Genomic DNA, 23,236 nt, shown 5'->3' on the forward strand with positions numbered 1-23,236 from the left:
CCTTCTCGGAGTCAGGTCTCGGGGGCGTCAGGCGTTCGGCTCGTGCGTGCGGGCCTGCCACGTACGGGGTCCGTCGAAGCCGCCGCCCCGCTCGGGGCGGCGCCAGCGGGCCGCCGGCCGCCGCAGGGGGCCGTGGTCCGCGCCGGGATCCGGTTCCGCGGCCCTGGCCAGCAGGACGGCCGTGAGCGCGGCGACCTCCTCCGGGCTCGCGCTGCCCTTCTCCACCCGCACCAGGAACGGTTGGTGCTTCTCGCGTACCGCGTCGTGTACCTCGGTCATCTCCGGGTCCTCCTCACTGGGGCGGGTTGCCGTGCTTGCGGCGGGGCAGCGCGGCGTCCTTGGTACGCAGCATCGACAGGCAGCGGATCAGTGCCGAGCGGGTTTCGCGCGGGTCGATCACGTCGTCGACGAGACCGCGCTCGGCCGCGTAATAGGGGTGCACCAGCTCGGTCTTGTACTCCTCGATCTTCTGCCGGCGCATCGCCTCGGGATCGTCGGCGGCGGCGATCTCCCGCCGGAAGACCACGTTGGCGGCGCCCTCGGCCCCCATCACGGCTATCTCGTTGGTCGGCCAGGCCAGCGCGATGTCCACCCCGATCGAGCGGGAGTCCATCACGATGTACGCACCGCCGTACGCCTTGCGCAGGACCACGGAGATCCGCGGCACCGTCGCGTTGCAGTACGCGTACAGCAGCTTCGCGCCGCGCCGGATGATGCCCTGGTGCTCCTGGTCGACGCCCGGCAGGAACCCCGGCACGTCGACGAGGGTGACCAGCGGGATGTTGAAGGCGTCGCAGAACTGCACGAACCGCGCGCCCTTCTCGCTCGCCTTGATGTCGAGGACCCCGGCCATGGCCGCGGGCTGGTTCGCGACGATCCCCACCACCTGGCCGCCGAGCCGGGCCAGCGCCACGACCAGGTTCGGCGCCCAACCGGCGTGGACCTCCATGTAGTCGCCGTCGTCGGTGATCTCCGCGATCACCTCGCGGATGTCGTACGAGCGGTTCCCGTCGGCCGGAACCTTGTCGAGCAGCGCGTCGCAGTGCCGGTCCTCGCTGTCCTCGCTGTGCACGTCCGGCGGCAGCTCGCGGTTGTTGGAGGGGAGCAGGGAGAGCAGGTAGCGCACCTCGGCGAGGCAGGTCTCCTCGTCGTCGTACACGAAGTGGGCCACGCCCGAGACCCCGGCGTGTACGTCGGCGCCGCCCAGGCCGTTCTGCGTGACCTCCTCCCCGGTGACCGCCTGCACCACGTCCGGACCCGTGATGAACATCTGCGAGATGTCGCGGACGGCGAAGACGAAGTCGGTGAGCGCAGGCGAGTACGCGGCGCCGCCGGCGCACGGCCCGAGCATCACGCTGATCTGCGGGATCACGCCCGAGGCCTTGGTGTTGCGCTGGAAGATGCCGCCGTACCCGGCGAGCGCGGAGACGCCCTCCTGGATGCGCGCGCCCGCCCCGTCGTTCAGCGAGACCAGCGGGGCCCCCGCGGCCAGGGCCATGTCCATGACCTTGTGGATCTTCTGCGCATGGGCCTCGCCGAGCGCCCCTCCGAAGATCCGGAAGTCGTGGGCGTACACGAACACGGTGCGGCCGTCGACCTCGCCCCAGCCGGTGACCACGCCATCGGTGTAGGGGCGCTTGTCCTCCAGGCCGAAGCCGGTCGCCCGGTGCCTCCGAAGACCCTCGACCTCCGAGAAGCTCCCCTTGTCGAGGAGGAGGTCGATCCGCTCCCGCGCGGTCAGCTTGCCCTTGGCGTGCTGGCGTTCGGTGGCCGCCGGATTGGAGCCCTCGCGGGTCTCTTCCTTGATGCGGGCCAGTTCACCGAGCCGGTCGGGCGGTGCGCCGACCCTATCGGCCTGCTGTGTCGTCACCACGGCGCTGCTTCCTCCCCGTTGTCTGGTTCATTGCGTCTACCGGTCGGCAGACGGTTCGTAGTCGGAGCACATCGGCGGCTCCGCGGCGATCAGCTCCAGGGCGTCGGCGGCGGTCAGCATCTCCATCGTCACGAAGCGGGCGGTGATCTCGTGCGGTCCGTCGGTGAGCAGGGCCGACGCCGCCACGTGGGCGGGGCAGCTCGGCAGGTTCTGGACGATCCAGCCCTCGGGACGCTCAGGCGCGTCCTCGCTCTCGTCCGTGCCCAGGTAGTCGGCGGACAGCTCGCGTCCGAGCCCGGTGCCCAGGCCCTTGAAGTAGGCCTCCTTGCGCGTCCAGAGCCGGCCGAAGGCCAGTTGCCGGTCCGTCGCCTTCTCTATGGCGGCCAGCTCCTTCTGCTCCACCGGGTGCAGATCGGGCGAGCACAGGTCGGTCGTCTCCAGCGACGGCACCCGCTGTACGTCGATGCCCACGGTCGAGGTGGCGATCCCGATGAGGACCACCCCGTGACTGTGCGACAGGGAGAAGTGCAGCGGGATCGGCGAGTCGAGGAGCACGGGCCGGCCGTGAGGACGGTCGCAGCAGGGGCAGGCGTCGCGGCCGAACTTCAGCAGGCCCGGCGCGATGCCGGTGTACGCGGAGAGCAGCCGCCGCAGCGCGATGTGGGCCGACAGGTAGGTCAGCCGGTCGTTCGGCCTGATGAACGCGGCGGCCCGTTTGTGCTCCTTGGCGTCGAGCTCGTCCGTGACCAGGCCGTCCTGGTTCTCCTCCGTCAGGTCCGGATGGCACACCCACAGGTGCATGTCCTGGTCCGGTGCGGTGATCCGGGCCGTCCCGGAGGCCTTACTCATCGGCCCACGCCGGCCGTCGCGGCGAACTGGGCCTGGGCCTCCCGGCGGTCCGGCATCAGCGCGCACAGCAGCGCGGCGACCTCGGCCACGCTGTCGTCGCGCAGCAGGTCCGCTGCCTTCACCGTGACGCCGAGCGCCGTCTCCAGCTTCCGCTTGAGCTGGATGGCCATGATCGAATCCACGCCCTGGCTGCGCAGCGGCCGACGGACGTTGATCCGGTAGGCCGGCGGGATGTCGAGGGTCTCCGTGAGCTCCTGGCAGATGTACTGCTCGATGATCCGTATGCGCGCCCCGGTGTCCGCAGCGCGCAGGGCGGGCAGATCGGGCAACCGTTCGAGCCAGGTGCTTGTGTTCTGTAGTGTCATGGTTTGTGCCGCCTTCTGTGAAGGGTGGACGGTGTTTTGGGGATGGAAAGGGGCCCGGTCGCCTCCTGGTTGTGGGGGTCGCCCGGTCTCGCCGGTGCCGGCCGGATCATCGGTCCGGGTACCGCACCGGAGCGCCGGAGCGCCGATCCAGCGGTGCAGCACGGCTGTGGCCTCACCCTTCCCAGAGCGTCCCGACGTGTTCCGGAGGGCGGGTCGCGCCCCACTTGACGGCCCTTGGGCAGAGCTCTGGCCTCGTTTCGCCGGGCTCAGTCGTCGATTCCGGTTAGGGCTTGCGGTCCCTGCCCGGCGACGCCGAACCATCGCAGCAGGGCCCGCGGCAGGCCGGTCCAGGACCCGTCCGGTGCGGTCCACACGATGTGGCCGTCCGGCCGTACGAGGACCGCGTCGGTACCGTGCAGGGGGCCCGGCGGGGCGCCCGGCTCGGGCCGGGCGGTGACGAAGGCGACCCGGTCCGCCCAGGGGCGGGCCGCGCAGCGCAGGGCCGGGTTGCCGACGAGGTCCAGCAGGAGCCCGCGGCCCGGGCGCAGCATGGCCGTCGTCGTCATGACGGGTCCCCAGGGCGTGACCAGCCGGGTGTGCGGGATCCGGGCACCCAGCAGAGTGCGCGGAGGATCCGTACCGGGCCCGCCACCGGGCAGCAGGTGCGGCTGGGCCCTGATGGTGGCCAGCACCCGGCGGCCGGCCTCGCGCCGCTCGGTGTCGTAGCTGTCGAGCAGGCCGGGCGGCGCCCAGCCCCGTACGGCCGCCGCCAGCTTCCAGCCGAGGTTGACCGCGTCCTGCAGGCCGAGGTCGAGCGCCCTCCCGCCGGCCGGCACCCGCCGGTGGGCGGCGTCGCCCGCGAACAGCACCCGGCCGGGGAACCGTGCCCCCGTCAGGCGCCGTACGGTGCTGTGCCCGCCGTCGCATCCGACGAGGTAGCGGCCGCGCAGGCGTACGGCGCCCTCGGGTCCGACCGCCTCCGCCTCCACGTGCTCCTCGGTGACGGTGAGCCCGCGCAGTTCCAAGCGGCGCCGCACGTCGGCGCCCGAGGAGGCCGCCCACCGGCCGACGTGCCCCCGCATCTCGCGGGGCGGGGTTCCCGGGGGGTCGAGCAGGCCCCGGCCGTCGAGGATCTCCATGGTGCGGGTGTGCAGGGCGGAGGCCCGCGGCCGTGGCGCCGGGGCCTGCCCGCGATCCAGTACGGTCACCGCGGCGCCGCCGAGGCGCAGTTCACCGGCGAGCATCAGCCCGACGGGCCCCGCGCCCACGACGACGACATCGGTGTCCAGCCGGTCTTCGCCCGAGCCGTGCTGGGACATGCGCACTCTCCTTGGTCTCGATCTCGGCGGACAGCTGACCGGATCGTGCTTCACAGCTTCTTCGGGCCGGGGCGCGCGTTCAACACACCGCGTTTTCAGAGCCTGGCCAGAGTTCTGCAGACGTCGTCGGCCTATGTCAGCAACGACGCACGTGAAGTTCAGGAGAGAGGCAAAGGGGCCCCGTCTGCCCTCAGACGGAGTCCTGTGGGGACTGCGGCGCGGGCTTCGTGTGGAGGACCTCGCGGGCCTGCTCCGCGGCGCGAGTTATGCCTTCGCTCACGAAGTCGACGAAGCGGGCGATGTTTTCGAGGCGGGTGGCGGCCGGCGTGCCCGGACCGAGGACGCCGACGCCCTGCCGGGCCGTCTCCACGAGCAGGGTGTGGGCGCGGGCGCTGGCGATCATCCCCTGGTACCAGACGTCGTCGTCGACGACGTAGCGCTCGCGGCGGCCCTCGTCCGGCTCCCGGCGGACGAGGGACTGGTTTTCGAGGAAGGAGATGGCCTTGGAGACGGAGGCCGGGCTGACCTGGAGGCGCCGGACGAGTTCGGACGCGGTGAGGCTGCCCGCGTCGGTGGTGTAGAGCGCGGCCAGGACCCGCGCCGTCATCTTGGACAGGCCCGACTGCATGAAGATGCCGGCGAACGTCTCCTCGTACGCGCGCACGGCCTCGGCATCGCGCCCGTCGGCCTGCGGGGACGCCTGCGGCCCCCGGGGCGCGGCCTGCCTGCTCCGGTGGGCACGGCGTTCGGTGGCGCGGTGGGCCAGGTCGGAGCGGTAGGAGGCGGGACCGCCGTTGCGCATCACCTCGCGGGTGACCGTCGAGGTCGGCCGGTCCACACGCCGCGCGATCTCCGCGTAGGCGAGCCCGTCTGCCAGCCCCAGCGCGATCTGCTGGCGCTCCTGCTGCGTGAGTCTGCCTCCCGGCACCGTGATCTCCCTCTGTAGGTCCGCGATGCCCCCAGCATAGCGTTCACTCCCAGTTCATTGCAACGTGCAGAGGTCTCGCGTTGCATTGAATTCAAGGCCATTGCAACGATAGTGGGCAGTTGACCTGCTGTTATCTGGGAAGTATGCAACGAGTGTGTTGCCAGGTATTGGAATGCAACGTAGCTTTTCCGTTGTCAGAAACAAACGGCACCACCGCAGCGCACAGGAGAGAACCATGCAGAAGTTCGCCACCACCGCCCCGATCGCCGCCGTCCTCGACATCCCCGCCGGCCGTATCCGCCTCATCGCCGCCGACCGGGCCGACACCACCGTCGAGGTCCTGCCCGCGGACGCCTCGAAGGGCCGCGACGTCAAGACCGCGGAGCAGACGACGATCGCCTACGCCGACGGCGTCCTGCGCATCGAGGTCCCCGAGGCGAAGAACCGGATCCTCGGCGCCGCCGGGTCCATCGAGGTCACCGTCCAACTCCCCGCCGGCTCCCGCATCGAGGCCAAGGCGGCCGCCGCCGAGTTCCGGGGCGTCGGACGGCTCGGCGACGTCGCCTTCGAGGGCGCGCAGGCCTCGGTCAAGCTCGACGAGGCCGCGAGCGCCCGCCTCACCGTCCAGGCCGGCGACATCGCGGTCGGCCGCCTGGGCGGTCCCGCGGAGATCAGCACCCTGAAGGGCGACATCAGCATCGCCGAGGCCGTGCGCGGCACGGTCGTGCTGCGCACCGAGTCCGGCGACGTCTCGGTCGGCGCCGCCGCCGGAGCCGCCGCCTCCCTGGACGCCGGCACCTCCTACGGCCGGATCCACAACGCGCTGCAGAACACCGGGGGCGCCGCCGACCGGCTGGAGATCCACGCGACCACCTCGTACGGCGACATCACCGCCCGCAGCCTCTGAGCCGCAGCCTCTGAGCCGCAGCACCGCACCGCAGCACCACCCGCCCGAACCGGCACCGCACCCGCACCCGCACCGTCGAAGGAGCAGAGCAATGAGCACCACCGAGCAGTACCGGGCCGCGGAGCGGCTCCTGCACCGCCCCGCCCGCCCCGGCGAGCTCGTCACCGGCGACAAGGTCAGGCCGCAGTGGACCGACGCCGGCGCCCGGTTCTGGTACGCGGTGCACACGGGCGCCGGCCGGCGGTTCGTCCTGGTCGACCCGGCGGCGGGCACCCGTGAGCCGGCCTTCGACCACCCCCGGCTCGCCGCCGCCCTGGCCGCCGCCTCCGGGCAGTCGGCCGACCCCGAGGCGCTGCCGTTCGCGGTGATCGAACCGGCGGGCAGCGCCGTGGAGTTCGATGCCTTCGGCGAGCACTGGCGCTGCGACCTGGACGGCTACACCTGCGAGCGGGCCGAGTCCACCCCGCCGGGCAGCCCGCTGGAGGTCCCCTCGCCCGACGGGAAGTTCGCCGTGTTCCGGCAGGGGCACGACCTGTGGGCGCGCTCGCTGTCCGACGGCCGTACCTGGGCCCTGACCACCGACGGCGCACCCGGCCACGCCTACGGCGCCGGCCCGGACTGCACGGCCAACGCCACCCTGCTCGGAAAGATCGGCCTCCCGCACCTGCCGCCCGCCGTGGCCTGGTCGCCCGACTCGACGAAGGTGCTGGCGCACCGCACCGACGAGCGCGAGGTCCGCCTCACCCACCTCGTACAGGCCGCCCCCGCCGACGGCGGCCCGCCCCTCACCCGCACCCAGCGCTACGCCCACCCCGGCGACGCGCACGTGCCGCGCGCCGAGTTGGTCGTACTGGACCTCGCCGAGGGCGCCGTGGTCCGCGCGCAGGCCGAGCCGCTGCTCATGCCGCAGCTGTCCCCGATCACGGCCCAGTGGGCCTGGTGGGCCCCGGACGGCTCCGCGGTCCACTACCTGGACCGCCCCCGCGACCTGCGCACCCTCACCCTGCACCGGCTCGACCCGGCCACCGGCGAGGTCACCACGGTGCTCGGCGAGACCGGGCCCACCCGGGTGGAGCCCAACCCGTGGGCGTTCGAGCCGCCGATCGTCCGGGTCCTGGCCGACGAGGTGCTCTGGTACTCGCAGCGCGACGGCCGCGGTCACCTGTACCGCTACGACCTGCACACCGGAGCCCTGCTCGGGCAGGTCACCTCCGGCCCGTGGGAGGTGCGGCAGATCCTGCGCGTGGACGAGGCGGCGCGGACGGTCTACTTCACCGCCTCGGGCCTGGTGGAGGAGGATCCGTACCGGCGCACGGTGTGCAGCGCGTCCCTGGACGGCTCGGCCTTCACCCGGATCACCCCGGACGACCAGGACCACACCGTCACCACGTCCCCCGCCCAGGACTACTTCATCGACTCCGCGTCCACCGTCGACACCCCGCCCGTCACCCGGGTCCGCGACTGGACCGGCCGGGTCCTGGCCGAGTTGGAGCGTGCCGACACCGGCAAGCTCACCGAGACCGGCTGGACCGCGCCGGAGCGGTTCTGCGTCAAGGCGGCCGACGGCGAGACCGACATCTACGGGGTCCTCTACCGGCCGCGGGACTTCGACCCCGCCCGGCGCTACCCCGTGATCGACAGCCTCTACCCCGGACCGCAGGTCAACCGCGTCGCCCCGGGCTTCGACCCCGGCGGCCTGGGCCTGGACGCCGAGCCCCTCGCGGCGCTCGGATTCGTGGTGATGGCCGTGGACGGACGGGGCACCCCCGGCCGCGGAAAGGCCTTCCACGACGCCTCCCAGGGCCGGCTGTCCGACGCCGGCTGCCTGGACGACCACGTCGCGGCGCTGCGCCAACTGGCCGCCACCCGGCCGTGGATGGACCTGGACCGGGTGGGCGCGTTCGGCCATTCCGGAGGCGGATTCGCCGCGGCCCGCGCGATGCTGGACCACCCCGGGGTGTTCACGGCGGGGGTGGCCCTGTCCGGCTCGCACGACGCCCGCTGCTTCAACCTCGGCTTCGTGGAGTCCTACGACGGCGCGGACAACCCCGAGGCCTGGGCCCGCACCTCCAACCTGCACCTCGCGGACCGGCTCGCGGGCAAACTGCTGCTCGTCCACGGAGAGATGGACGACCAGGTCCACCCGGCCCACACCCTCCGGCTCGCCGACCGCCTCGTCGCCGCCGACAAGGACTTCGAACTGCTCGTCGTCCCCGGCGCCGACCACACCTTCATCGACCACCTGGCCTACGTCCGCAAGCGCTGCTGGGACTTCCTGGTCCGCGAGCTCCAGGACACCCGGCCTCCGGCCTACCGCCCGGCCCCGATCCCCCTGGGCCCCGAGCTCCTGGCGGACCTGTTCGCCTGAGCCGGGGAGACCGGGGGACCGGGTGAACCACCGACGGCCCGACCCCGGGAAACCCCCGGGGCCGGGCCGTCATCGCATCGGACGCGGCGTCAAGCCGTCCGCCGTCAGGATGTACGCCGTCAGGCGCGGCAGCGCAGCATCTCCAGCGGGGGGTTGTCGGCGAGGTTCGCCCAGTGCTCCGCACCGAACTCCTGCACGCCGGCCTCCGACACCGTCACCGGGATCCAGGTGAGCTCGCTGAATCCGGCCGCCTTCAGGGAGGTCTCGTACACCTCGCGGCGCGGGAAGTTCGCGACGAACGAGACCGGCGGGTCGAGCAGCGCCGTGGTCCGCACCTTGAACCCGGTCTCGACCTCTTCACCGGTGAGCTCGGTGCGGAAGCCGTACTTCTCCGGGGTCGGCCCGTCGAAGCGGTAGTCGGGCGACTGGTTGATCAGGAAGAGCTCGGCGCCCGGCTTCAGGCTCCGGTGGATGTTGCGGCACATCCGCTCCGTGGTGGCGATGTCCGAGGCGTAGTTGAGCAGCTGGACGGCCAGCCCGATGTCGAAGGGCTCCTCGAAGGACCGCAGCTCGGCCGCGTCGCCCACCTCGTAGCGCACGCCCAGGGCGTCGCGCTCCTCGATCGCCTGCGCCACGGCGACCATCTCGCCGGAGATGTCGATCCCGAGCACGTCGGCCGCGCCGCGCCGCTTGAGCTCCCGGCTGTAGAAGCCGGTGCCCGAAGCCAGGTCGAGCACCGACTTGCCCGTCACGTCCCCGACCAGGGCCAGGAATCCGGGCACGATCGCCCACTGCTCCAGCGGAAGGGCCTTGAACCCCTCGTAGGCCTCACCGATCTCGTCGTACTGCTCCTGTGCACTCATCGTGCCGTCCTCCCCGTTGGTTTTTCACCGTGCAAGAGGGCCTGCCCCCGCCCGTGAACGCGGCGGATCAAGCCCTCTGACCGGCAGTCTCTCCCAAACCGACAGGCCATCAGCCTTGGCGAAAACCACGAAAACCGGCCACCCGTCCCGGCCATCCGTCCCGGCCTCCCGCACAGCCGCCACCCGGCGGCGGGGGCGCACGCCGAAGGGGACCCACCGGCCGGTGGGTCCCCTTCGAAGGCTCGGGCGGCTGCGAGCTGCCGGCTCAGGAGGCCGCGAGCGCGACGCACATCCCGCCGAGCGCCACCGCCTGCAGCAGGACCCGGACGTTGATGACGCTGTCCCAGGTGCGCTGCAGCCCGCGGGCGTCGGGTGCGACGCGGCAGTCCAGTGCGGCTCCGGTCAGCTCCTTGTTCACGGGCGCGCTCACCTTGTTGTAGATGGCCAGCCACACCACCAGCGCCAGGGCGGCCACGCCCGAGGCCACGGACGGGGTGGTCTTGCCCTCGAAGCCGGCCACGGCGGCGGTGCCGACCGTGGCCACCAGGCCGAAGACGCCCGGTACGGGCATCCTGCGGTCGCCGAAGCGGTGGATCTGGCCCATGGCGCTGGTCAGGGCCGCGTCGTCGACGTGGGCCATGGCGGGCCGCTGGACGAGTGCCGAGAACACGTCGGTGCCGTAGACCACCGCGTTGGCCATGGTGGCCACCACGGCCAGCGTGAGCAGGAGCGCTTCCATCACAACCACCTCTGTCGTTCTGCCGGTTGCCGCGTGGCCGTCGTGCCACGGGGGATATAGCGATGCTAGATGTCCTGCCGACACTATCAACATCGGCGCTCGTAATGCTAGCGTTGACAACTACCGGAGTCCGTCAGGGATCTCGTACCCGATGGGAGCGGCCCGGCCGCCCGGACAGCCTTGAGGAGAGCTCGAAATGGCCATAGGACGACGTCCCCGTCGCGTACTCATCGCCGGCGGAGGGATCGGCGGTCTCGCCGCAGCCCTCGCACTCCAGCGCAAGGGCTTCGAGGTCGTCGTCTTCGAGCGCGCCGAGGAGCTGCGCGACGGCGGCGCGGGACTGCACATCTGGACCAACGGCGTGCTCGCGCTGGACTACCTCGGCCTGGCCGAGAAGGTCCTGGAGATCGCCCCGGCCCAGCAGACGGCGCACTTCAGCACCTGGCGCGGCGAGGTGCTCGGCGCCTGGCCGGTGGGCGACTTCGTCACCCGGTACGGACAACCCACCATCGCCGTCGAACGCTCCGTGCTGCACGGCATCCTGCGCGACGCCCTCCAGGGCCCCGTGGTGCGCACGGGCGCCCAGGTGATCGGCTTCGACCAGGACGCCGAGGGCGTCACGGTCCGCTTCGCCGACGGCGGCAGCGAGCGCGGCGACCTGCTGATCGGCGCCGACGGCATCCACGGAGCCGTGCGCGACGCCATGTTCGGCCCCGCCAAGAACCGTTTCAGCGGCTACATCGCCTGGCGCGGCCGGGCCCCGATGGAGCACGCCGACATCCCGGCGGGCACCTTCAACGCGATGTTCGGGCCGGGCACCCGCTTCACCTACTACGACGTCGCACCCGGCCTGGTGCACTGGATGAGCGTGGCCAACGGAGCGCCCGGCGGGCGCGACGAGCCCGGCGTACGGGACATGCTGCTGCGCCGCCACGAGGGCTGGGGCGGCCCCGTCGCGGACATCCTGCGCGCCACCCCCGAGGAGTGGATCCTGCGCGGCGACGTCGAGGGCCGCAAGCCCGAACGCCACTGGGGCAAGGGCCGCGTCACCCTGCTCGGAGACGCCGCCCACCCCATCACCTTCAACATCGGCCAGGGCGCCTGCCAGGCCCTGGAAGACGCCCTGGTCCTGGCCGAGCACCTGGAGAAGGCGGGAAGCGACCCGGTCTCGGCCCTGCGCGGCTACGAGACCGAGCGCCGCGAGCGCACGGCGCCCCTGCAGCGCATCGCCTGGCGCATTGGCCAGATGGGCTCGGTCGAGAACCCGCTGCTGATCAAGGCGCGGGAGGCCTTCATGCGCAAGAACTGGAACACCAAGGCCTTCGGCGCGGCCGAGAAGGGCCAGGTCGCCTACGGCACCCGCTGGGCCAAGGCCCCCGGCCGGGCCGTCACGCAGCCGGCCGCCGCGCCAGGCGCCGCCGCCGAGTGAATCGAGGCGCATTCGAGGAATGCGCCAGAACGTGATGCCAGATTTCACGGGGTCGAGGACCGGTCGCCGACGGCGCTTTGGCTCAACGGACCAAGTGGCTCAACGGACCGATGGCTCGACGACCTGTCACCCACAACTCAGTGAGGTAGGAACGGGGATGATCGACAATCTCTTCACGATGTTTCCCGGTCAGGGCTCGCAGCGCGCGGGCATGGCCGGACACCTCCTCCGCGAACACCCCCGCACGGTCGGACGCGTCCTGGCCCGGGCGGAGGAGGCCACGGGACTCCCCCTGACGGAACTGTGCACCACGGCCCCGGAGGCGGACCTCGCGCCGACCGAGATCGCCCAGCCGGCCATCGTCGCCACCAGCCTCGCGGTGTACGAGGTACTGCGCGAGGAGACGGGCTTCCGGCCCGGCGCGGTCGCCGGGCACAGCCTGGGCGAGTACACGGCCCTGATCGCCGCCGGCGTCCTCGAAGCGGGCGACGCACTGCGTCTCGTACGCCGCCGCGGGGAGCTGATGGCCGGTGTCTCGCGCCGGGTTTCCGGGGCCATGACCGCGATCATGGGGCTGGCTCCCGAGCGGATCGAGCAGCTCTGCGCGGCCGCCGCACCGCTCGGCGTGGTGGAGGTCGCCAACTACAACGAGGCGGGCCAGACGGTCGTCTCCGGTCAGAGCGAGGCGGTCGCCGAGGTGAGCCGGCTCGCCCTGGAGGCGGGCGCCGAGCGGGCCGTGCCGCTGAAGGTCTCCGCACCCTTCCACTGTTCGCTGATGAGCGCGGTCGAGGACGAGTTCACGGCCGAACTGGAGCGCACCGCGTTCTCCCCGCCCCGGCTGCTCGTCATCAGCTCGGTGACCGGCGCCGCGGTGCGGGACGGGGCACACGCCCGCGACCTGCTCCGGCGTCAGCTCGCCGGCCCCGTGCGCTGGGTCGACGTACTGGCAGCCGCCTCGGTGCACGGCGTGGGCGGCTACCTGGAGGTCGGCCCCGGCCGCGTCCTGAGCGGCTTCGCCAACCGCTGCGTGCCCGGCGCCCTGGTACGCAGCACCAACGACGAGCGCCGCATCAACACCCTGCTGCGCGACCTGCGCCCGGAGTCCGTCGTCAGCGCGGCCGCCGCCTAGCTGCGTACGCCCGTCCCTCCGGCCGCTCCTCCTCACTCTTCCTCCGTCCCTTCGCAAGAATCCACTTGAAAGGCAGCAAACGGTGCCCGAAACCCTGACCACCCTGTCGACCGACTACCTCCCCGCGGTCCAGGCCGCCATAGCCGACGCCCTCGGCATCGACGAGGCCGAGGCCGTTCCCGACGCGACCCTCCTCGGGGCGCTGGGTGCCGAGTCCATCGACCTGCTCGACATCCTCTTCCGGCTGGAGCGCGCCACCAAGGTGAAGATCACCGTGGCCGACATCGCCAACCTGCTCCAGGGCGGCATCCCGGACGAGGAGTTCGGCGACGAGAACGAGGTCGTCAACGACACCGGCCTGAGCCACCTGGAGAAGGTCCTGCCGCAGTTCGACCGCAACCAGCTCGCGGAGCCGCTGACCGCCGAAGGGGTCCTCGGCCTGTTCACCGTCCAGAACCTCACCGATCTGCTGACCGAGCGCGCCCACGCGGCCGCCGCAGCCTGACATGCCGTCCCGCATCCGCCCGGCTCCGGACCGCGGGGCCGGGCGGGTGCCGGGTGGCGCCGGGGCCCGTATGGCGCCCGTCGGCCGCAGCAGCCAGGACGCCCACCTCGTAGCAGAAACGGGAAGAGACAGATGAAGCTGAAGGACCGCACCGCCCTGGTCACCGGTGCCTCGCGGGGCATCGGCCGGGCCATCGCCCTGGCTCTGGCCGAACAGGGGGCGGCTGTCGCAGTCAACTACCGCTCACGCCGGGAAGACGCCCTGGCGGTCGTCAAGGAGATCGAGGCGGCGGGCGGCCGGGCCGTGGCGATCGGAGCCGACGTCTCCGACCCCGCCCAGGCCGCGGAACTGGTCGCCGAGGCCATCCGTCAGCTGGGCTCCCTGAACGTGCTGGTCAACAACGCGGGCACCAGCGACGACGGCCTGATCTACGATTCCGCGCCGGACGCCTGGCTGAACGTCATGAAGGTCAACTTCGGCGGGGCGTACCACTGCACGCACGCCGTCATGGAGCACTTCATGGCCCAGGGCGACGCCACCGTCGTCAACATCTCCTCCGCCATGGGCGAGCGCGGCTGGATCGGACAGTCCAACTACTCCGCCTCCAAGGGCGCCCTGAACTCCTTCACCCGCTCCGCCGCGATCGAACTCGCGCGGTTCGGCGTACGGGTCAACGCGGTCCTCGCCGGCTTCACCCCGACCGAACTGGTGGGCGAGGTGCTCCAGCGCGACGGGGGCAAGAGCATCAAGCGCCAGATCCCCCTGCGCCGCTTCGCCACCGTCGAGCAGGTCGCCGCGGCCGCCGTGTTCCTGGCCGGCCCGGACTCCGGCTACACCACCGGCGAACTGCTCACCGTGGACGGCGGATTCTCCGCCCAGCTCGGCATCGGCCGCCCGTAACGGACCGGAGGGAACGGAAGAAGAAGAGACGACCATGCGATTCCATCTGATCGACCGGATCGAGACCTGGACCCCCCGCGAGCGGATCACCGCCCGCAAGGTCACCACCGTCGACGAGGACTACTGGCAGGCCACGGCGAACGGCCCGGCACTGCCCTTCGGCCTCGCGCTGGAGGCCCTGTGCCAGTCGGCCACCTGGCTGATCATGCTCAGCACCGACCACAAGCTGCGCGCGGCGCTGCTCGCGGTCGGCGAGGCCACCGCCCACCGTCCGGTGGTGCCCGGTGAGGTGCTCCGCATGGAGGCCAGGATCGAATCGATGAACGACGACGCCGCGATCCTGGACGGCACCGTCACGGTGGACGGCGAGACCGTCCTGGAAGCGAGCGGCATCATGTGCGCGCTCATCGACGCCGAGCGTCTCGACGACCCGGCGAACACGGCGCGCATGGCGCGACAGCTGCAGGGCGGAGGACCGGTCGGATGAAGCGCGTAGCCATCACCGGAGTCGGGGCGGTCACCCCTCTCGGGAACGATGCGGACAGCACCTGGGAAGGCCTGGCCACCGGACGCAGCGGAGTGGGTCCGCTGACCACCTTCGACGCCTCCGGCTTCCCGGTGCGCATCGCCGCACAGGTCAAGGACTTCGACGCGGCGGCCGCCATCCCGGCGAAGGTCGGGCGCAAGCACCTCTCCCGCGTCGGCCAGTTCGGCGTCGCGGCAGCCTGGGAGGCGGTGCGCTCCGCCGGGATCGACGAACTCTCCGAGGACGTGTACGCCGCCGACGAGCGCGGCGTCGCCATGGGGGCCAGCGTCGGCCGTCCCGAGCTCCAGGCACTGCTCGACATCGGGCACCTGCGGGCCACCACCGGGCAGGCGGACGCCTTCATCTGCCAGCCCCCCGCCCTCACCCTGACCGACGACCAGAACGTCCCCCTGGCCGCCATGGCCCGGATGGTCGGCGGCACCGGTCCGATGCTGGGCATCAGCACCGCCTGCGCCGGATCCGGGCACGCCATCGGGGAGGCGTACCGCGCCATCCAGGAGGGCGACGCGAAGCTGATGATCGCCGGCGGCTACGACTCGCTGACGACCTGGCTCGACCTGCTCGGCTTCAGCCTGCTCGGGGCCCTGACGGACCAGTACAACGACGATCCCGAGCACGCCTCGCGCCCCTTCGACGCGGACCGCAGCGGCTTCGTCGTCGGCGAGGGCGCCGTCGCAGTCATCCTGGAGGACATGGACACGGCCCGCGAACGCGGCGCCACCATCCTCGCCGAGGTCCTCGGCTACAGCTCCACCCTCAACGCCTACCGCATCACCGACTCCCCGCCGGACGGCTCCGGAGCCATCCAGGCCATGGAGGGCGCCATCGCCGAATCCGGCCTGGGCAACGCCGGCATCGACTACGTCGTGGCGCACGGCACCAGCACGCACGGCAACGACCAGTCGGAGACGACCGCCATCAAGAAGGTGTTCGGCGCCGACGCGCAGCGGCTGGTGGTCAGCGCTCCCAAGTCCATGGCCGGACACCTGACCTCGGCCAGCCTCGGACTCGGCGTCCTCGCGGCCGTCAACGCGATGCAGCACTCCCTGGTGCCGCCCACCCTCAACCTCGACCGGCCCGACCGAGGGCTCGACCTGGACTACGTGCCGAACACCGCGCGTTCCATGCCGGTATCGGCGGTCCTCATCAACGCCTTCGCGTTCGGCGGCAGCAACACCAGCATCGTCATAGGCGCCCCCCAGGAGGAGGCGTGAGCACCGCGACGCGGGTGAGCACCCCGACGGAGGCGGCCACCCCGGCCGCCGAGGTCCCCCACGGCTTCGACCGGCTCGTGGAGCTCGTCCCGGGCGAACGGGCGGTCGCCGTCCGCAACATCCCCGCCACCCTGCCCGTCTTCGACCACCACTTCCCCCGTCACCCCATCCTGCCCGGCGTGCTGCTCCTGGAGAGCATGGCCGACCTGGCGAAGGCCGCCGCGGGCGGAGACCCGGCCGGATGGCGGCTCGCCTCCGTACGGGGCGTCCGCTGGAAGCACTTCGTGGCCCCCGGCGACCAGGTCGAAGTCACCGTCGAGGTGACGGGGCGCACGCAGCAGACGACCGATGTACGGACCACCGCCCGGGTCGAGGGCCGTGTGGTTGCCGCCGCTCGCCTCCTCACCCTGGTGAGCGCCGAGAAGCCCAGGGAGGGCACAGCATGAGCGACGACAGGCGGCGCGTGATGGTGACCGGCATCGGTCTGATGACCGCGATCGGCCAGGGCGCCGCACCCACCTGGGAGAACCTCCTCGAGGGCCGCAGCGGGATCGGCCCGCTGCGCGCCTACGACCCGGCACCGCTGCGCACCGGGATCGGTGCGGAGATCCCCGACTTCGACCCCACGCAGTGGGCGAACCGGCGCACCCTGCGCATGCTGTGCCGCGGGGACCAACTGGCCCTGGCCGGCGCCACCCTGGCGCTGCGCGACGCCGGCCTGGACGGCGAGAGCGACCTCGGCCAGCGCGCCGGGCTGTTCCTCGGCAGCAACAAGGAAATGCCCCGCATGGACGAGCTGATCGCCCAGCTCCAGGCCGTCCGCGCCGAGGACGGCACCCCCGACCTCTACAAGCTGGGCCAGACGGCCTCCTCGGTGATCGCCCCGCTGTTCTTCGTCGAGGGGCTGCAGCCCGCGGCCGGCTTCCACATCTCCGAGAAGTACGGCATCCGCGGCGCCAACGCCTACTTCGCGGGCACCGCCGACGCCGGCGCCATGGCGATCGGCCGCGGCATGCGCACCGTTCGCCGAGGTGAGGCCGACATCGTGCTCGCGGGCGGGTACGACGACGCCACCGGCTGGTGGGCCATGTCCAAGATGGACGGCCTCGGCGTCCTGTCCACCCGTACCGACCTCGGCCAGGAGGCCTTCCGGCCCTTCGACCGCGACCGCAGCGGCTCCGTGTTCGGCGAGGGCGCCGCCCTCCTCGTCCTGGAGGAGCGCGAACACGCCCTGGCGCGGGGCGCCCACTGCTACGCCGAGGTCACCGGCTACGGCGCGGGCAACGACTGCGTACGCCCACCCAGCCCGCAGGCCAGGGCCCGCGGGCTGTCCCGGGCGATCGTCCGCGCGCTCGACGACGCGGGCGGCGTCTTCCACGACGGCGGCTACATCGCCGCACACGGCTGCGCGACCGTCCAGGGCGACGCCAGCGAGACCCTCGCCCTGCACGATGCGCTCGGTACGGCCGCCAAGGCGGCGCAGATCAGCAGCATCAAACCGCAGACCGGCCACCTGGTCGGCGGAGCCGGGGCGCTGAACGCGGCCGTCACCGCGCTCGCCCTGAACTCCGGAGTCGTCCCCGCCACCCAGAACCTGCACCACCCCGCCGACGAGTGCGACCTGGACTACGTACCGCTCACCCCGCGCGAAACGCGGCCCGACAGCGCACTGGCCCTCGCCCGCGGTCTGGAAGGCCAGGCGGTGGCCATCGCCATGGGGCGGACCTCATGACGGACACACGCATACCCCCGGACGGAGAGCGGACATGACCGACGACGTGTACGAGCACGACACCGCGCCGGGCGGCACGGGCCGGACCCGGACCGTGGTGGTCTGCGGCGTCGGCGCCGTGACCGCCCAGGGAGCCACCGCCACGGCGCTGTGGGAGGGCGTACGGGCCGGATACTCGGCCATCGGACCGGTGCGCGGCATGCCGATGGAGGGCTACGGCACCGACATCGGCGGCGAGGTCCAGAGCGAGCTCGCCCCCTCCTACGACTACCTGGCCGCCTTCGGCGGACGGGAGCGCGAGCCCGCCGTCGACTTCGCGCTGGCGGCGGCGCAGGAGGCGCTGGAACAGGCGGACCTCGGCGGCGTGCCCGCCGACCGTTGGGGCGTCTCCTTCGGCTCCTGCAACGGCGGGCTGCGCAGCGCGGAGAAGCTCGCCCGCAGAGCCCGGGCCGGCGGCGCCCCCGAGGACGACGGCCGGCACTACCTGCTGGTGCCCCCGCAGGCCATCGCCGAGGCGCTCAGCAGCGCCTTCGGCCTCAAGGGGCCGTCGCTGTCGGTGAACACGGCGTGCGCCTCGGGCGCCCACGCCATCGCCCACGCCGTCGAATCGATCCGCTCGGGACACTCCGACGCCATGCTCGTCGGGGGCAGCGACGCCTTCACCGAGACGGCGTGGGCCGGATTCACCAGCCTCCAGTCGCTGTCCAGCAAGCCGGCCGCCCCGTACTCCAAGGACCGCGACGGCCTCTCGCTGGGCGAGGGCGCGGGCATGCTCGTCCTGGTCGAGGAGTCCGTGGCCCGCGCCGCGGGCGCCCCGATCCTCGCCGAGGTCCTGGGGTACGGGCTCTCCGCGGACGGCTACCACGCCACCGCCCCGCACCCCAAGGGCGAGGGCGCGGCCCGCGCGATCCGCGGTGCGCTGCGGTCCTCCGGCCTCACCCCGGAGGACGTCGGCTACATCAACGGCCACGGCACCGGCACGCCCAAGAACGACTCCGCCGAGAGCAACGCGGTCCGTGCCGCGCTGGGCGAGGTCGCCGAGAAGACCCCGCTCAGCAGCTCCAAGTCCATGATCGGCCACCTGCTGGGCGCCGCCGGGGCGGTCGAGGCCATCGTCACCGTCCAGGCACTGGTCGAGCAGATCGCCCCGCCGACCGCCAACTTCACCGGCGTGGACCCCAAGTGCGGCCTGGACGCCGTGCCCGACGCCGGGCGGCCGCTGGCCATGGACGCCGCGCTCTCGAACAACTTCGCCTTCGCCGGGGCCAACGCCTGCGTCGCCTTCGGCCGGCCGGACGCCCGCCGGTTCACCGCCGAGGCCCCGCCCGCCGGAGAGAAGGTGGTGGTCACGGGGTTCGCCGCGATCACCGCGGCCGGTACGGGCGCCGACGCGCTGTGGCGGGCCTGGCGCGAGGGCAGCCCGCTGGGCGCGCAGGAGGACGGACTGCGCGTCGCGCGCGCGGACTTCGACGCGGCGGCGCACACCACACCCGTCGAGCGGCGCCGCATGGACCGCCTCGGCCAGCTGGCCGTGGCCTCCTGCCGAGTCGCCCTGGAGCACGCCGGCCTCACCGCCGACGATCGGGTCGGCGTCGTCCTGGGCACCGGGCTGGGCCCGATGCGCAGCATCGAGGACTTCCTCCAGCCCGTCCTCGACATCTGCCCCTCCTACGGCAGCCCGGCGGTGTTCCCCAACACCGTCTTCAACGCCGCCGCCGGCCAGGTCGCCATGAACGTCGGCGCCAAGGGGCCCACCTCGACGGTGACGACCGGTCACGCGGCCGGGGCCTCGGCCCTCACCGTCGCCTACGACCTGCTGCTCCAGGGCCGCGCGGACGCGGTGCTGTGCCCGGCGGTGGAGGACCTCTCCCCGGGCGTACTGGAGGCCTACCGCGGGCTGCCCCTCTTCGGGGACGAGGGCTACACCCTCTCCGAAGGGGGCATCGCCCTGGTTCTGGAGCGCGAGTCGAGCGCCCTGGCCCGCGGGGCCCGGGTGTTGGCCGAGTTCGCGGGGCACACCACCACCTGCGACGCCCAGGGCATCGGCCGCTGGGACGCCGAGGGCGAGGGCGTGGAGCGGGCCATGCGCGGGGCCCTGGCCCACGCGGGCGTCCAGCCGGGCGAGCTGACCGGGATCTGGGCCAACGCGGCCGGTCTGGAACGCGCCGACGGCCCCGAGAAGCTGGCCGCCGGCCGGCTCGAAGGGGCGGGCTCCGTCCCCGTCCACACCCCCAAGCGGACGCTCGGCGAGCCGGCGGGCGCGGGCGCACAGCTGGCGGCCGTGCTCGCCCTGACGGGCTGGGACAACGGCCTGGACAGCGGGCCGGTCCTCATCAACAGCTCCTCGCTCGGGGGGACCCACATCAGCCTCGTCCTGCGTCCCGCTACGGAGAACTGACCATGTCACCCAGCACCGACCGACACGTATCGATCCTCGCCACCGGCGCCCACCTGCCGGGCGATCCCCTCGACAACGACGCCCTGGCCCGGGTCTGCGGGCCGCTGCCCGACGACGTCCTGGAGGGCATCCAGGTCAAGCGCCGCCACTGGATGGTGGACCCGGTCACCGGCGAACACCGTACGAGCACCTCCAACATGGCCACCGCCGCCGCCCGCCAGGCCCTGGAGCGGGCCGGTGTGGAGGCGGCCGAGGTCGACCTGATCGTGCTCTCCACCGCCAGCCCGGACTACCTCCTGCCGGTCGCGGCCACCTACGTCCAGGAGCAGCTCGGCCTGGAGAACTGCGCGGTCATCGAGGTCCGCGCCGGCTGCGTGGGCGCCGTCCAGGCCTTCGACATCGCCCGGCGCCTGCTGGCCGACGGCACCTACCGCACCGCGCTCGTCATCGGCGCGGAGTCGGTCTCGCCGCTGCTCGCACCGGTCTTCCTCGGCGTCGACCCGCACAAGGTGCGGATGCGAGACCGGCTCACCGTCTACACCTTCGGCGACGGCGCCGGGGCCGTGGTGCTGCGCGGCGGCGAGGAGGGCTCGGCCCACGAGGGCAGCCGCCAGGTGTTCGCCACGCAGTCCATGGGCGGCGCCCGCAAGCCCGGCATGCTGATCGTCGGCGGCGGCACCGACGCCCCGCTGCACGAACAGCAGCAGCGCAAGCGGCTCATGGACATCAAGCTCGACATCCCCGGCACCGCCCAGTTCGGCCCCAAGGTCTTCGTGGAGGGCATCCACGACATGCTGCGCCGCTCGGGGCTCGCCCTCTCGGACATCGACGCGTGCGTGCTGCCGGAGGGCAACGCCGAGTACTTCTCGAGCGAGTACGGCACGGCCGGACTGTCCGAGGACGACCAGGCCACCCTGAGCAAGATCATCGTGGAGAACCTCACCGACGTGGGAGCCACCGGCTCCGCCGCGGTCCCCCTCGCGCTGGACGCCGGCTGGACCGAGGGCCGCATCCGGCCCGGGGACACCGTGCTGCTGCTCGCGATCGAGGCCAGCCGCTACCTGTACGCGGGACTCACCCTCACCTGGGAAGCGCCCTTCCCCACCAGTTAAGGACGGAACGTGTCGATACAAGAGACGGTGCGCAGCGCGGTGAGCGTGGAGGAGCGCAACAAGAAGACCATCCGTGCGGTCTTCGACATCTTCGTGAACCGGGGCGACTTCTCCATCGTGGAGGAGATCTACAGCCCGGACATGATCGACCACCAGCCGCTGCCGGGTGCGCCCGAGGGGCTGGAGGGCGTCAAGTACACCATCGCGGGACTCCGCGAGGGCTTCCCCGACCTGCACGTGACCATCGAGGACATGAGCGCCCACGGCGATCACGTCGTCATCCACAACACCTGGCGCGGCACGCACCGGGGCGAGTTCCTCGGCATGCCGCCCACCGGGCGCTACATCGAGTTCCAGGGCGTCGTGGTCTGGCGGCTGCTGGACGACGGCCTGATCGCCGAACGCTGGGGCATCGGCGTCGAGTCCAACATGCTCTCCGTGCTCGGCATGCGCCGCCTGGCGCCCTCCTCGCGCGGCGCCGCCCGCGCGGCGGCGCGCCGCAGCGTCGAGCCCGCCACCGTGCTCCTGCCCCTCCCCGAGGGCGGCGCCGCGCGCTGGGAGGACGTACGGGCGGAGCTCTCCGGGCCGCGTCTGAGGGAGTACGAGGCCTCCCGGCGCAGGGCCGGCATCCTCCAGGAGTCCTTCGCCGTCCAGCGGCTCGGCGACCGGGACGTGCTGGTGCACCGGCTGGAGGCGCGTGACCCGGCGGGGGCCGCGAAGCGGCTGGGGCAGTCCCGCGACGCCTTCGACGTGTGGCTGCGCGAGGCCGCGGCCGAGGCGCTCGGCGCCGACCCCTGGGAGGCCTTCGCCGCGGGCAACGCGGGGGAGCAGGAGCACACCTGGTCCTCCGTCACGAGCGAACTGAGCTCCGCGGCCTGAAGTCCGCCGGGGCCGAAGTACGGAAGCACGGAAGCACGGAAGCACGGATACACCGAAACACGACGGCGTGCCGCCCTCCTGGCCCAGCCTCGAGGGCGGCTCCGGCGGTTCTCTAGTCTAGCTACGCTAGGATTCCTAGCGTCGATAACTACCGCGGAAGGCGCATGATGATGCGGCAACGAAAGCTCGGCAGCCAGGGGCTGGCGGTCTCCGAGCAGGGTCTCGGATGCATGGGCATGACCTTCGCCTACGGTCCGGCCGACGACCAGGAGGCCCTGCGTACGGCCCACCGGGCCTTCGAACTCGGCGTGAACCTGCTCGACACCTCGGACTTCTACGGTCCGCACACCAACGAGGAGTTCGTCGCCAAGGTCATCGCGGGGCGGCGCGACGAGGTCGTCGTCGCCTCGAAGGTCGGCAACGAGGTCACCCCCGACGGGACGATCACCGGCAAGCAGAACGGCCGCCCCGAGTACATCCGCGCCGCCGTCGAGGGCAGCCTGCGCCGGCTCGGCACCGACCGGATCGACCTCTACTACCTGCACCGGGTCGACCCCGACGTACCGGTCGAGGAGACCTTCGGCGCCCTGGCCGAGCTGGTGGCGGCCGGCAAGGTGCGCCACCTCGGCATCTCCGAGGCGGCCGCCCCGACCATCCGCCGCGCCCACGCCGTCCATCCGCTCACCGCCGTGCAGACCGAGTACTCCCTGTCCACCCGCGACGTCGAGGTCAACGACGTCCTGGCGACGGTCCGCGAGCTCGGCATCGGCTTCGTCGGCTACAGCCCGCTCGGCCGGGGCCTGCTGACCGGCGCCATCCGCAACCTCGACAACCTTGCCGCGCACGACTTCCGCCGGGTGGCCCCCCGCTTCCAGGAGGGCAACCTCGACGCCAACCTGCACGTCGTCGAGCAGCTGGAGGCCCTGGCCGCGGCCAAGGGGATCACCACCGGACAGCTCGCGCTGGCCTGGGTGCTGGCCCAGGGCGACGACGTCGTCGCCATCCCCGGCACCAAGCGGGTGAAGTACCTGGAGGAGAACGTCGCGGCCAGTGCCGTCGCGCTGAGCGCCGACGACCTCGCGGCCCTCGACCGGATCGCCCCCCACGGCAGCACGGTGGGCGACCGCTACCCCGCCGGCGCCATGGCCACCCTCGACGGCTGAACCAGGCCCCGTCCATC

Annotated in this window: 22 protein-coding genes; 14 read left to right on the top strand and 8 right to left on the bottom strand. The window is 72.4% G+C overall.

What is annotated here, in order from left to right; translation table 11 throughout:
* Positions 1–27: 27 nt before the first annotated feature.
* The 6 genes from ACFVX6_RS12635 to ACFVX6_RS12660 form a co-directional block, all read right to left on the bottom strand.
* A complete protein-coding gene (locus tag ACFVX6_RS12635) occupies positions 28–279 on the bottom strand; it encodes an acyl-CoA carboxylase subunit epsilon (protein ID WP_389690592.1) in 252 nt (83 codons plus the stop codon).
* A gap of 13 nt (positions 280–292) precedes the next feature.
* Positions 293–1,873, bottom strand: a complete 1,581-nt coding sequence (locus ACFVX6_RS12640; protein ID WP_389690594.1) for an acyl-CoA carboxylase subunit beta — start codon at positions 1,871–1,873, stop codon at positions 293–295.
* Between the two features lie 36 nt (positions 1,874–1,909).
* Positions 1,910–2,722, bottom strand: coding sequence for a 4'-phosphopantetheinyl transferase family protein (locus ACFVX6_RS12645; RefSeq protein ID WP_389690596.1), 813 nt, complete (start codon positions 2,720–2,722; stop codon positions 1,910–1,912).
* On the bottom strand, positions 2,719–3,087 hold the full coding sequence (locus ACFVX6_RS12650) for an acyl carrier protein (protein WP_389690598.1): 369 nt from the start codon (positions 3,085–3,087) through the stop codon (positions 2,719–2,721). Before ACFVX6_RS12650 ends, ACFVX6_RS12645 begins: the two co-directional genes overlap by 4 nt.
* Before the next feature lie 266 nt (positions 3,088–3,353).
* Positions 3,354–4,406: an FAD-dependent monooxygenase gene (locus tag ACFVX6_RS12655; RefSeq protein ID WP_389690600.1), complete on the bottom strand. Its 1,053-nt coding sequence runs from the start codon at positions 4,404–4,406 to the stop codon at positions 3,354–3,356.
* A 190-nt stretch (positions 4,407–4,596) separates the two neighbouring features.
* Positions 4,597–5,334 (bottom strand): helix-turn-helix domain-containing protein, encoded by a 738-nt coding sequence (locus ACFVX6_RS12660; protein WP_389690602.1) that lies wholly within the window; start codon positions 5,332–5,334, stop codon positions 4,597–4,599.
* 235 nt (positions 5,335–5,569) lie between these two features.
* Here ACFVX6_RS12660 and ACFVX6_RS12665 point away from each other — a divergent pair, with 235 nt between their 5' ends.
* Both ACFVX6_RS12665 and ACFVX6_RS12670 read left to right on the top strand, forming a co-directional pair.
* Positions 5,570–6,241, top strand: a complete 672-nt coding sequence (locus ACFVX6_RS12665; protein ID WP_389690604.1) for a DUF4097 family beta strand repeat-containing protein — start codon at positions 5,570–5,572, stop codon at positions 6,239–6,241.
* 91 nt (positions 6,242–6,332) lie between these two features.
* Entirely contained in the window at positions 6,333–8,609 is a 2,277-nt protein-coding gene (locus tag ACFVX6_RS12670; protein WP_389690606.1) for a DPP IV N-terminal domain-containing protein, read from the top strand.
* Between the two features lie 119 nt (positions 8,610–8,728).
* Here the strand turns inward: ACFVX6_RS12670 and ACFVX6_RS12675 are convergent, their stop codons facing one another.
* Together ACFVX6_RS12675 and ACFVX6_RS12680 are read right to left on the bottom strand one after the other, a co-directional pair.
* Positions 8,729–9,472, bottom strand: a complete 744-nt coding sequence (locus ACFVX6_RS12675) for a class I SAM-dependent methyltransferase (RefSeq protein ID WP_389690608.1) — start codon at positions 9,470–9,472, stop codon at positions 8,729–8,731.
* Positions 9,473–9,737: 265 nt separating this feature from the next.
* Positions 9,738–10,211: a DUF1772 domain-containing protein gene (locus tag ACFVX6_RS12680; protein WP_389690610.1), complete on the bottom strand. Its 474-nt coding sequence runs from the start codon at positions 10,209–10,211 to the stop codon at positions 9,738–9,740.
* A gap of 196 nt (positions 10,212–10,407) precedes the next feature.
* Between ACFVX6_RS12680 and ACFVX6_RS12685 the strand changes: the two genes are divergently transcribed.
* The 12 genes from ACFVX6_RS12685 to ACFVX6_RS12740 all read left to right on the top strand — a co-directional run bounded on the left by ACFVX6_RS12685 (position 10,408) and on the right by ACFVX6_RS12740 (position 23,219).
* A complete protein-coding gene (locus tag ACFVX6_RS12685; protein ID WP_389690612.1) occupies positions 10,408–11,640 on the top strand; it encodes an FAD-dependent monooxygenase in 1,233 nt (410 codons plus the stop codon).
* 157 nt (positions 11,641–11,797) lie between these two features.
* Positions 11,798–12,769: an ACP S-malonyltransferase gene (gene fabD, locus ACFVX6_RS12690; protein ID WP_389690614.1), complete on the top strand. Its 972-nt coding sequence runs from the start codon at positions 11,798–11,800 to the stop codon at positions 12,767–12,769.
* A gap of 82 nt (positions 12,770–12,851) precedes the next feature.
* Positions 12,852–13,274, top strand: coding sequence for an acyl carrier protein (locus tag ACFVX6_RS12695; protein WP_389690616.1), 423 nt, complete (start codon positions 12,852–12,854; stop codon positions 13,272–13,274).
* Between the two features lie 132 nt (positions 13,275–13,406).
* On the top strand, positions 13,407–14,174 hold the full coding sequence (locus ACFVX6_RS12700) for an SDR family NAD(P)-dependent oxidoreductase (protein ID WP_389690618.1): 768 nt from the start codon (positions 13,407–13,409) through the stop codon (positions 14,172–14,174).
* Positions 14,175–14,208: 34 nt separating this feature from the next.
* On the top strand, positions 14,209–14,661 hold the full coding sequence (locus tag ACFVX6_RS12705; RefSeq protein WP_266914469.1) for a 3-hydroxylacyl-ACP dehydratase: 453 nt from the start codon (positions 14,209–14,211) through the stop codon (positions 14,659–14,661).
* On the top strand, positions 14,658–15,935 hold the full coding sequence (locus ACFVX6_RS12710) for a beta-ketoacyl-[acyl-carrier-protein] synthase family protein (protein ID WP_389690620.1): 1,278 nt from the start codon (positions 14,658–14,660) through the stop codon (positions 15,933–15,935). The genes ACFVX6_RS12705 and ACFVX6_RS12710 overlap by 4 nt, the downstream gene beginning before the upstream one ends.
* Positions 15,932–16,381, top strand: a complete 450-nt coding sequence (locus tag ACFVX6_RS12715; RefSeq protein ID WP_389690622.1) for a 3-hydroxyacyl-ACP dehydratase FabZ family protein — start codon at positions 15,932–15,934, stop codon at positions 16,379–16,381. The genes ACFVX6_RS12710 and ACFVX6_RS12715 overlap by 4 nt, the downstream gene beginning before the upstream one ends.
* Positions 16,378–17,667 carry a beta-ketoacyl-[acyl-carrier-protein] synthase family protein gene (locus tag ACFVX6_RS12720; protein WP_389690624.1) on the top strand — a complete coding sequence of 430 codons (1,290 nt, stop codon included), beginning with the start codon at positions 16,378–16,380 and terminating at the stop codon, positions 17,665–17,667. Before ACFVX6_RS12715 ends, ACFVX6_RS12720 begins: the two co-directional genes overlap by 4 nt.
* A 34-nt stretch (positions 17,668–17,701) precedes the next feature.
* Positions 17,702–20,065 (top strand): beta-ketoacyl synthase N-terminal-like domain-containing protein, encoded by a 2,364-nt coding sequence (locus ACFVX6_RS12725; protein WP_389690626.1) that lies wholly within the window; start codon positions 17,702–17,704, stop codon positions 20,063–20,065.
* A gap of 2 nt (positions 20,066–20,067) precedes the next feature.
* Entirely contained in the window at positions 20,068–21,177 is a 1,110-nt protein-coding gene (locus tag ACFVX6_RS12730) for a 3-oxoacyl-ACP synthase III family protein (protein WP_389690628.1), read from the top strand.
* A 9-nt stretch (positions 21,178–21,186) separates the two neighbouring features.
* Entirely contained in the window at positions 21,187–22,056 is an 870-nt protein-coding gene (locus ACFVX6_RS12735; RefSeq protein WP_389690630.1) for an ester cyclase, read from the top strand.
* A 170-nt stretch (positions 22,057–22,226) separates the two neighbouring features.
* Positions 22,227–23,219, top strand: coding sequence for an aldo/keto reductase (locus ACFVX6_RS12740; protein ID WP_389690686.1), 993 nt, complete (start codon positions 22,227–22,229; stop codon positions 23,217–23,219).
* The last annotated feature ends 17 nt before the right edge of the window (positions 23,220–23,236 follow it).

The sequence above is a fragment of the Streptomyces sp. NPDC058289 genome (assembly GCF_042880975.1).
Lineage (GTDB): Bacteria > Actinomycetota > Actinomycetes > Streptomycetales > Streptomycetaceae > Streptomyces > Streptomyces stoeckheimensis.

Excerpts from the sequence above, each read along its gene's own strand:
- ACFVX6_RS12635 (WP_389690592.1), bottom strand. The coding sequence starts at position 279 with ATGACCGAGGTACACGACGCGGTACGCGAGAAGCACCAACCGTTCCTG.
- ACFVX6_RS12645 (WP_389690596.1), bottom strand. The coding sequence starts at position 2,722 with ATGAGTAAGGCCTCCGGGACGGCCCGGATCACCGCACCGGACCAGGAC.
- ACFVX6_RS12650 (WP_389690598.1), bottom strand. The coding sequence starts at position 3,087 with ATGACACTACAGAACACAAGCACCTGGCTCGAACGGTTGCCCGATCTG.
- ACFVX6_RS12655 (WP_389690600.1), bottom strand. The coding sequence starts at position 4,406 with ATGTCCCAGCACGGCTCGGGCGAAGACCGGCTGGACACCGATGTCGTC.
- ACFVX6_RS12665 (WP_389690604.1), top strand. The coding sequence starts at position 5,570 with ATGCAGAAGTTCGCCACCACCGCCCCGATCGCCGCCGTCCTCGACATC.
- ACFVX6_RS12670 (WP_389690606.1), top strand. The coding sequence starts at position 6,333 with ATGAGCACCACCGAGCAGTACCGGGCCGCGGAGCGGCTCCTGCACCGC.
- ACFVX6_RS12675 (WP_389690608.1), bottom strand. The coding sequence starts at position 9,472 with ATGAGTGCACAGGAGCAGTACGACGAGATCGGTGAGGCCTACGAGGGG.
- ACFVX6_RS12680 (WP_389690610.1), bottom strand. The coding sequence starts at position 10,211 with ATGGAAGCGCTCCTGCTCACGCTGGCCGTGGTGGCCACCATGGCCAAC.
- ACFVX6_RS12685 (WP_389690612.1), top strand. The coding sequence starts at position 10,408 with ATGGCCATAGGACGACGTCCCCGTCGCGTACTCATCGCCGGCGGAGGG.
- fabD (WP_389690614.1), top strand. The coding sequence starts at position 11,798 with ATGATCGACAATCTCTTCACGATGTTTCCCGGTCAGGGCTCGCAGCGC.
- ACFVX6_RS12700 (WP_389690618.1), top strand. The coding sequence starts at position 13,407 with ATGAAGCTGAAGGACCGCACCGCCCTGGTCACCGGTGCCTCGCGGGGC.
- ACFVX6_RS12705 (WP_266914469.1), top strand. The coding sequence starts at position 14,209 with ATGCGATTCCATCTGATCGACCGGATCGAGACCTGGACCCCCCGCGAG.
- ACFVX6_RS12710 (WP_389690620.1), top strand. The coding sequence starts at position 14,658 with ATGAAGCGCGTAGCCATCACCGGAGTCGGGGCGGTCACCCCTCTCGGG.
- ACFVX6_RS12720 (WP_389690624.1), top strand. The coding sequence starts at position 16,378 with ATGAGCGACGACAGGCGGCGCGTGATGGTGACCGGCATCGGTCTGATG.
- ACFVX6_RS12725 (WP_389690626.1), top strand. The coding sequence starts at position 17,702 with ATGACCGACGACGTGTACGAGCACGACACCGCGCCGGGCGGCACGGGC.
- ACFVX6_RS12730 (WP_389690628.1), top strand. The coding sequence starts at position 20,068 with ATGTCACCCAGCACCGACCGACACGTATCGATCCTCGCCACCGGCGCC.
- ACFVX6_RS12740 (WP_389690686.1), top strand. The coding sequence starts at position 22,227 with ATGCGGCAACGAAAGCTCGGCAGCCAGGGGCTGGCGGTCTCCGAGCAG.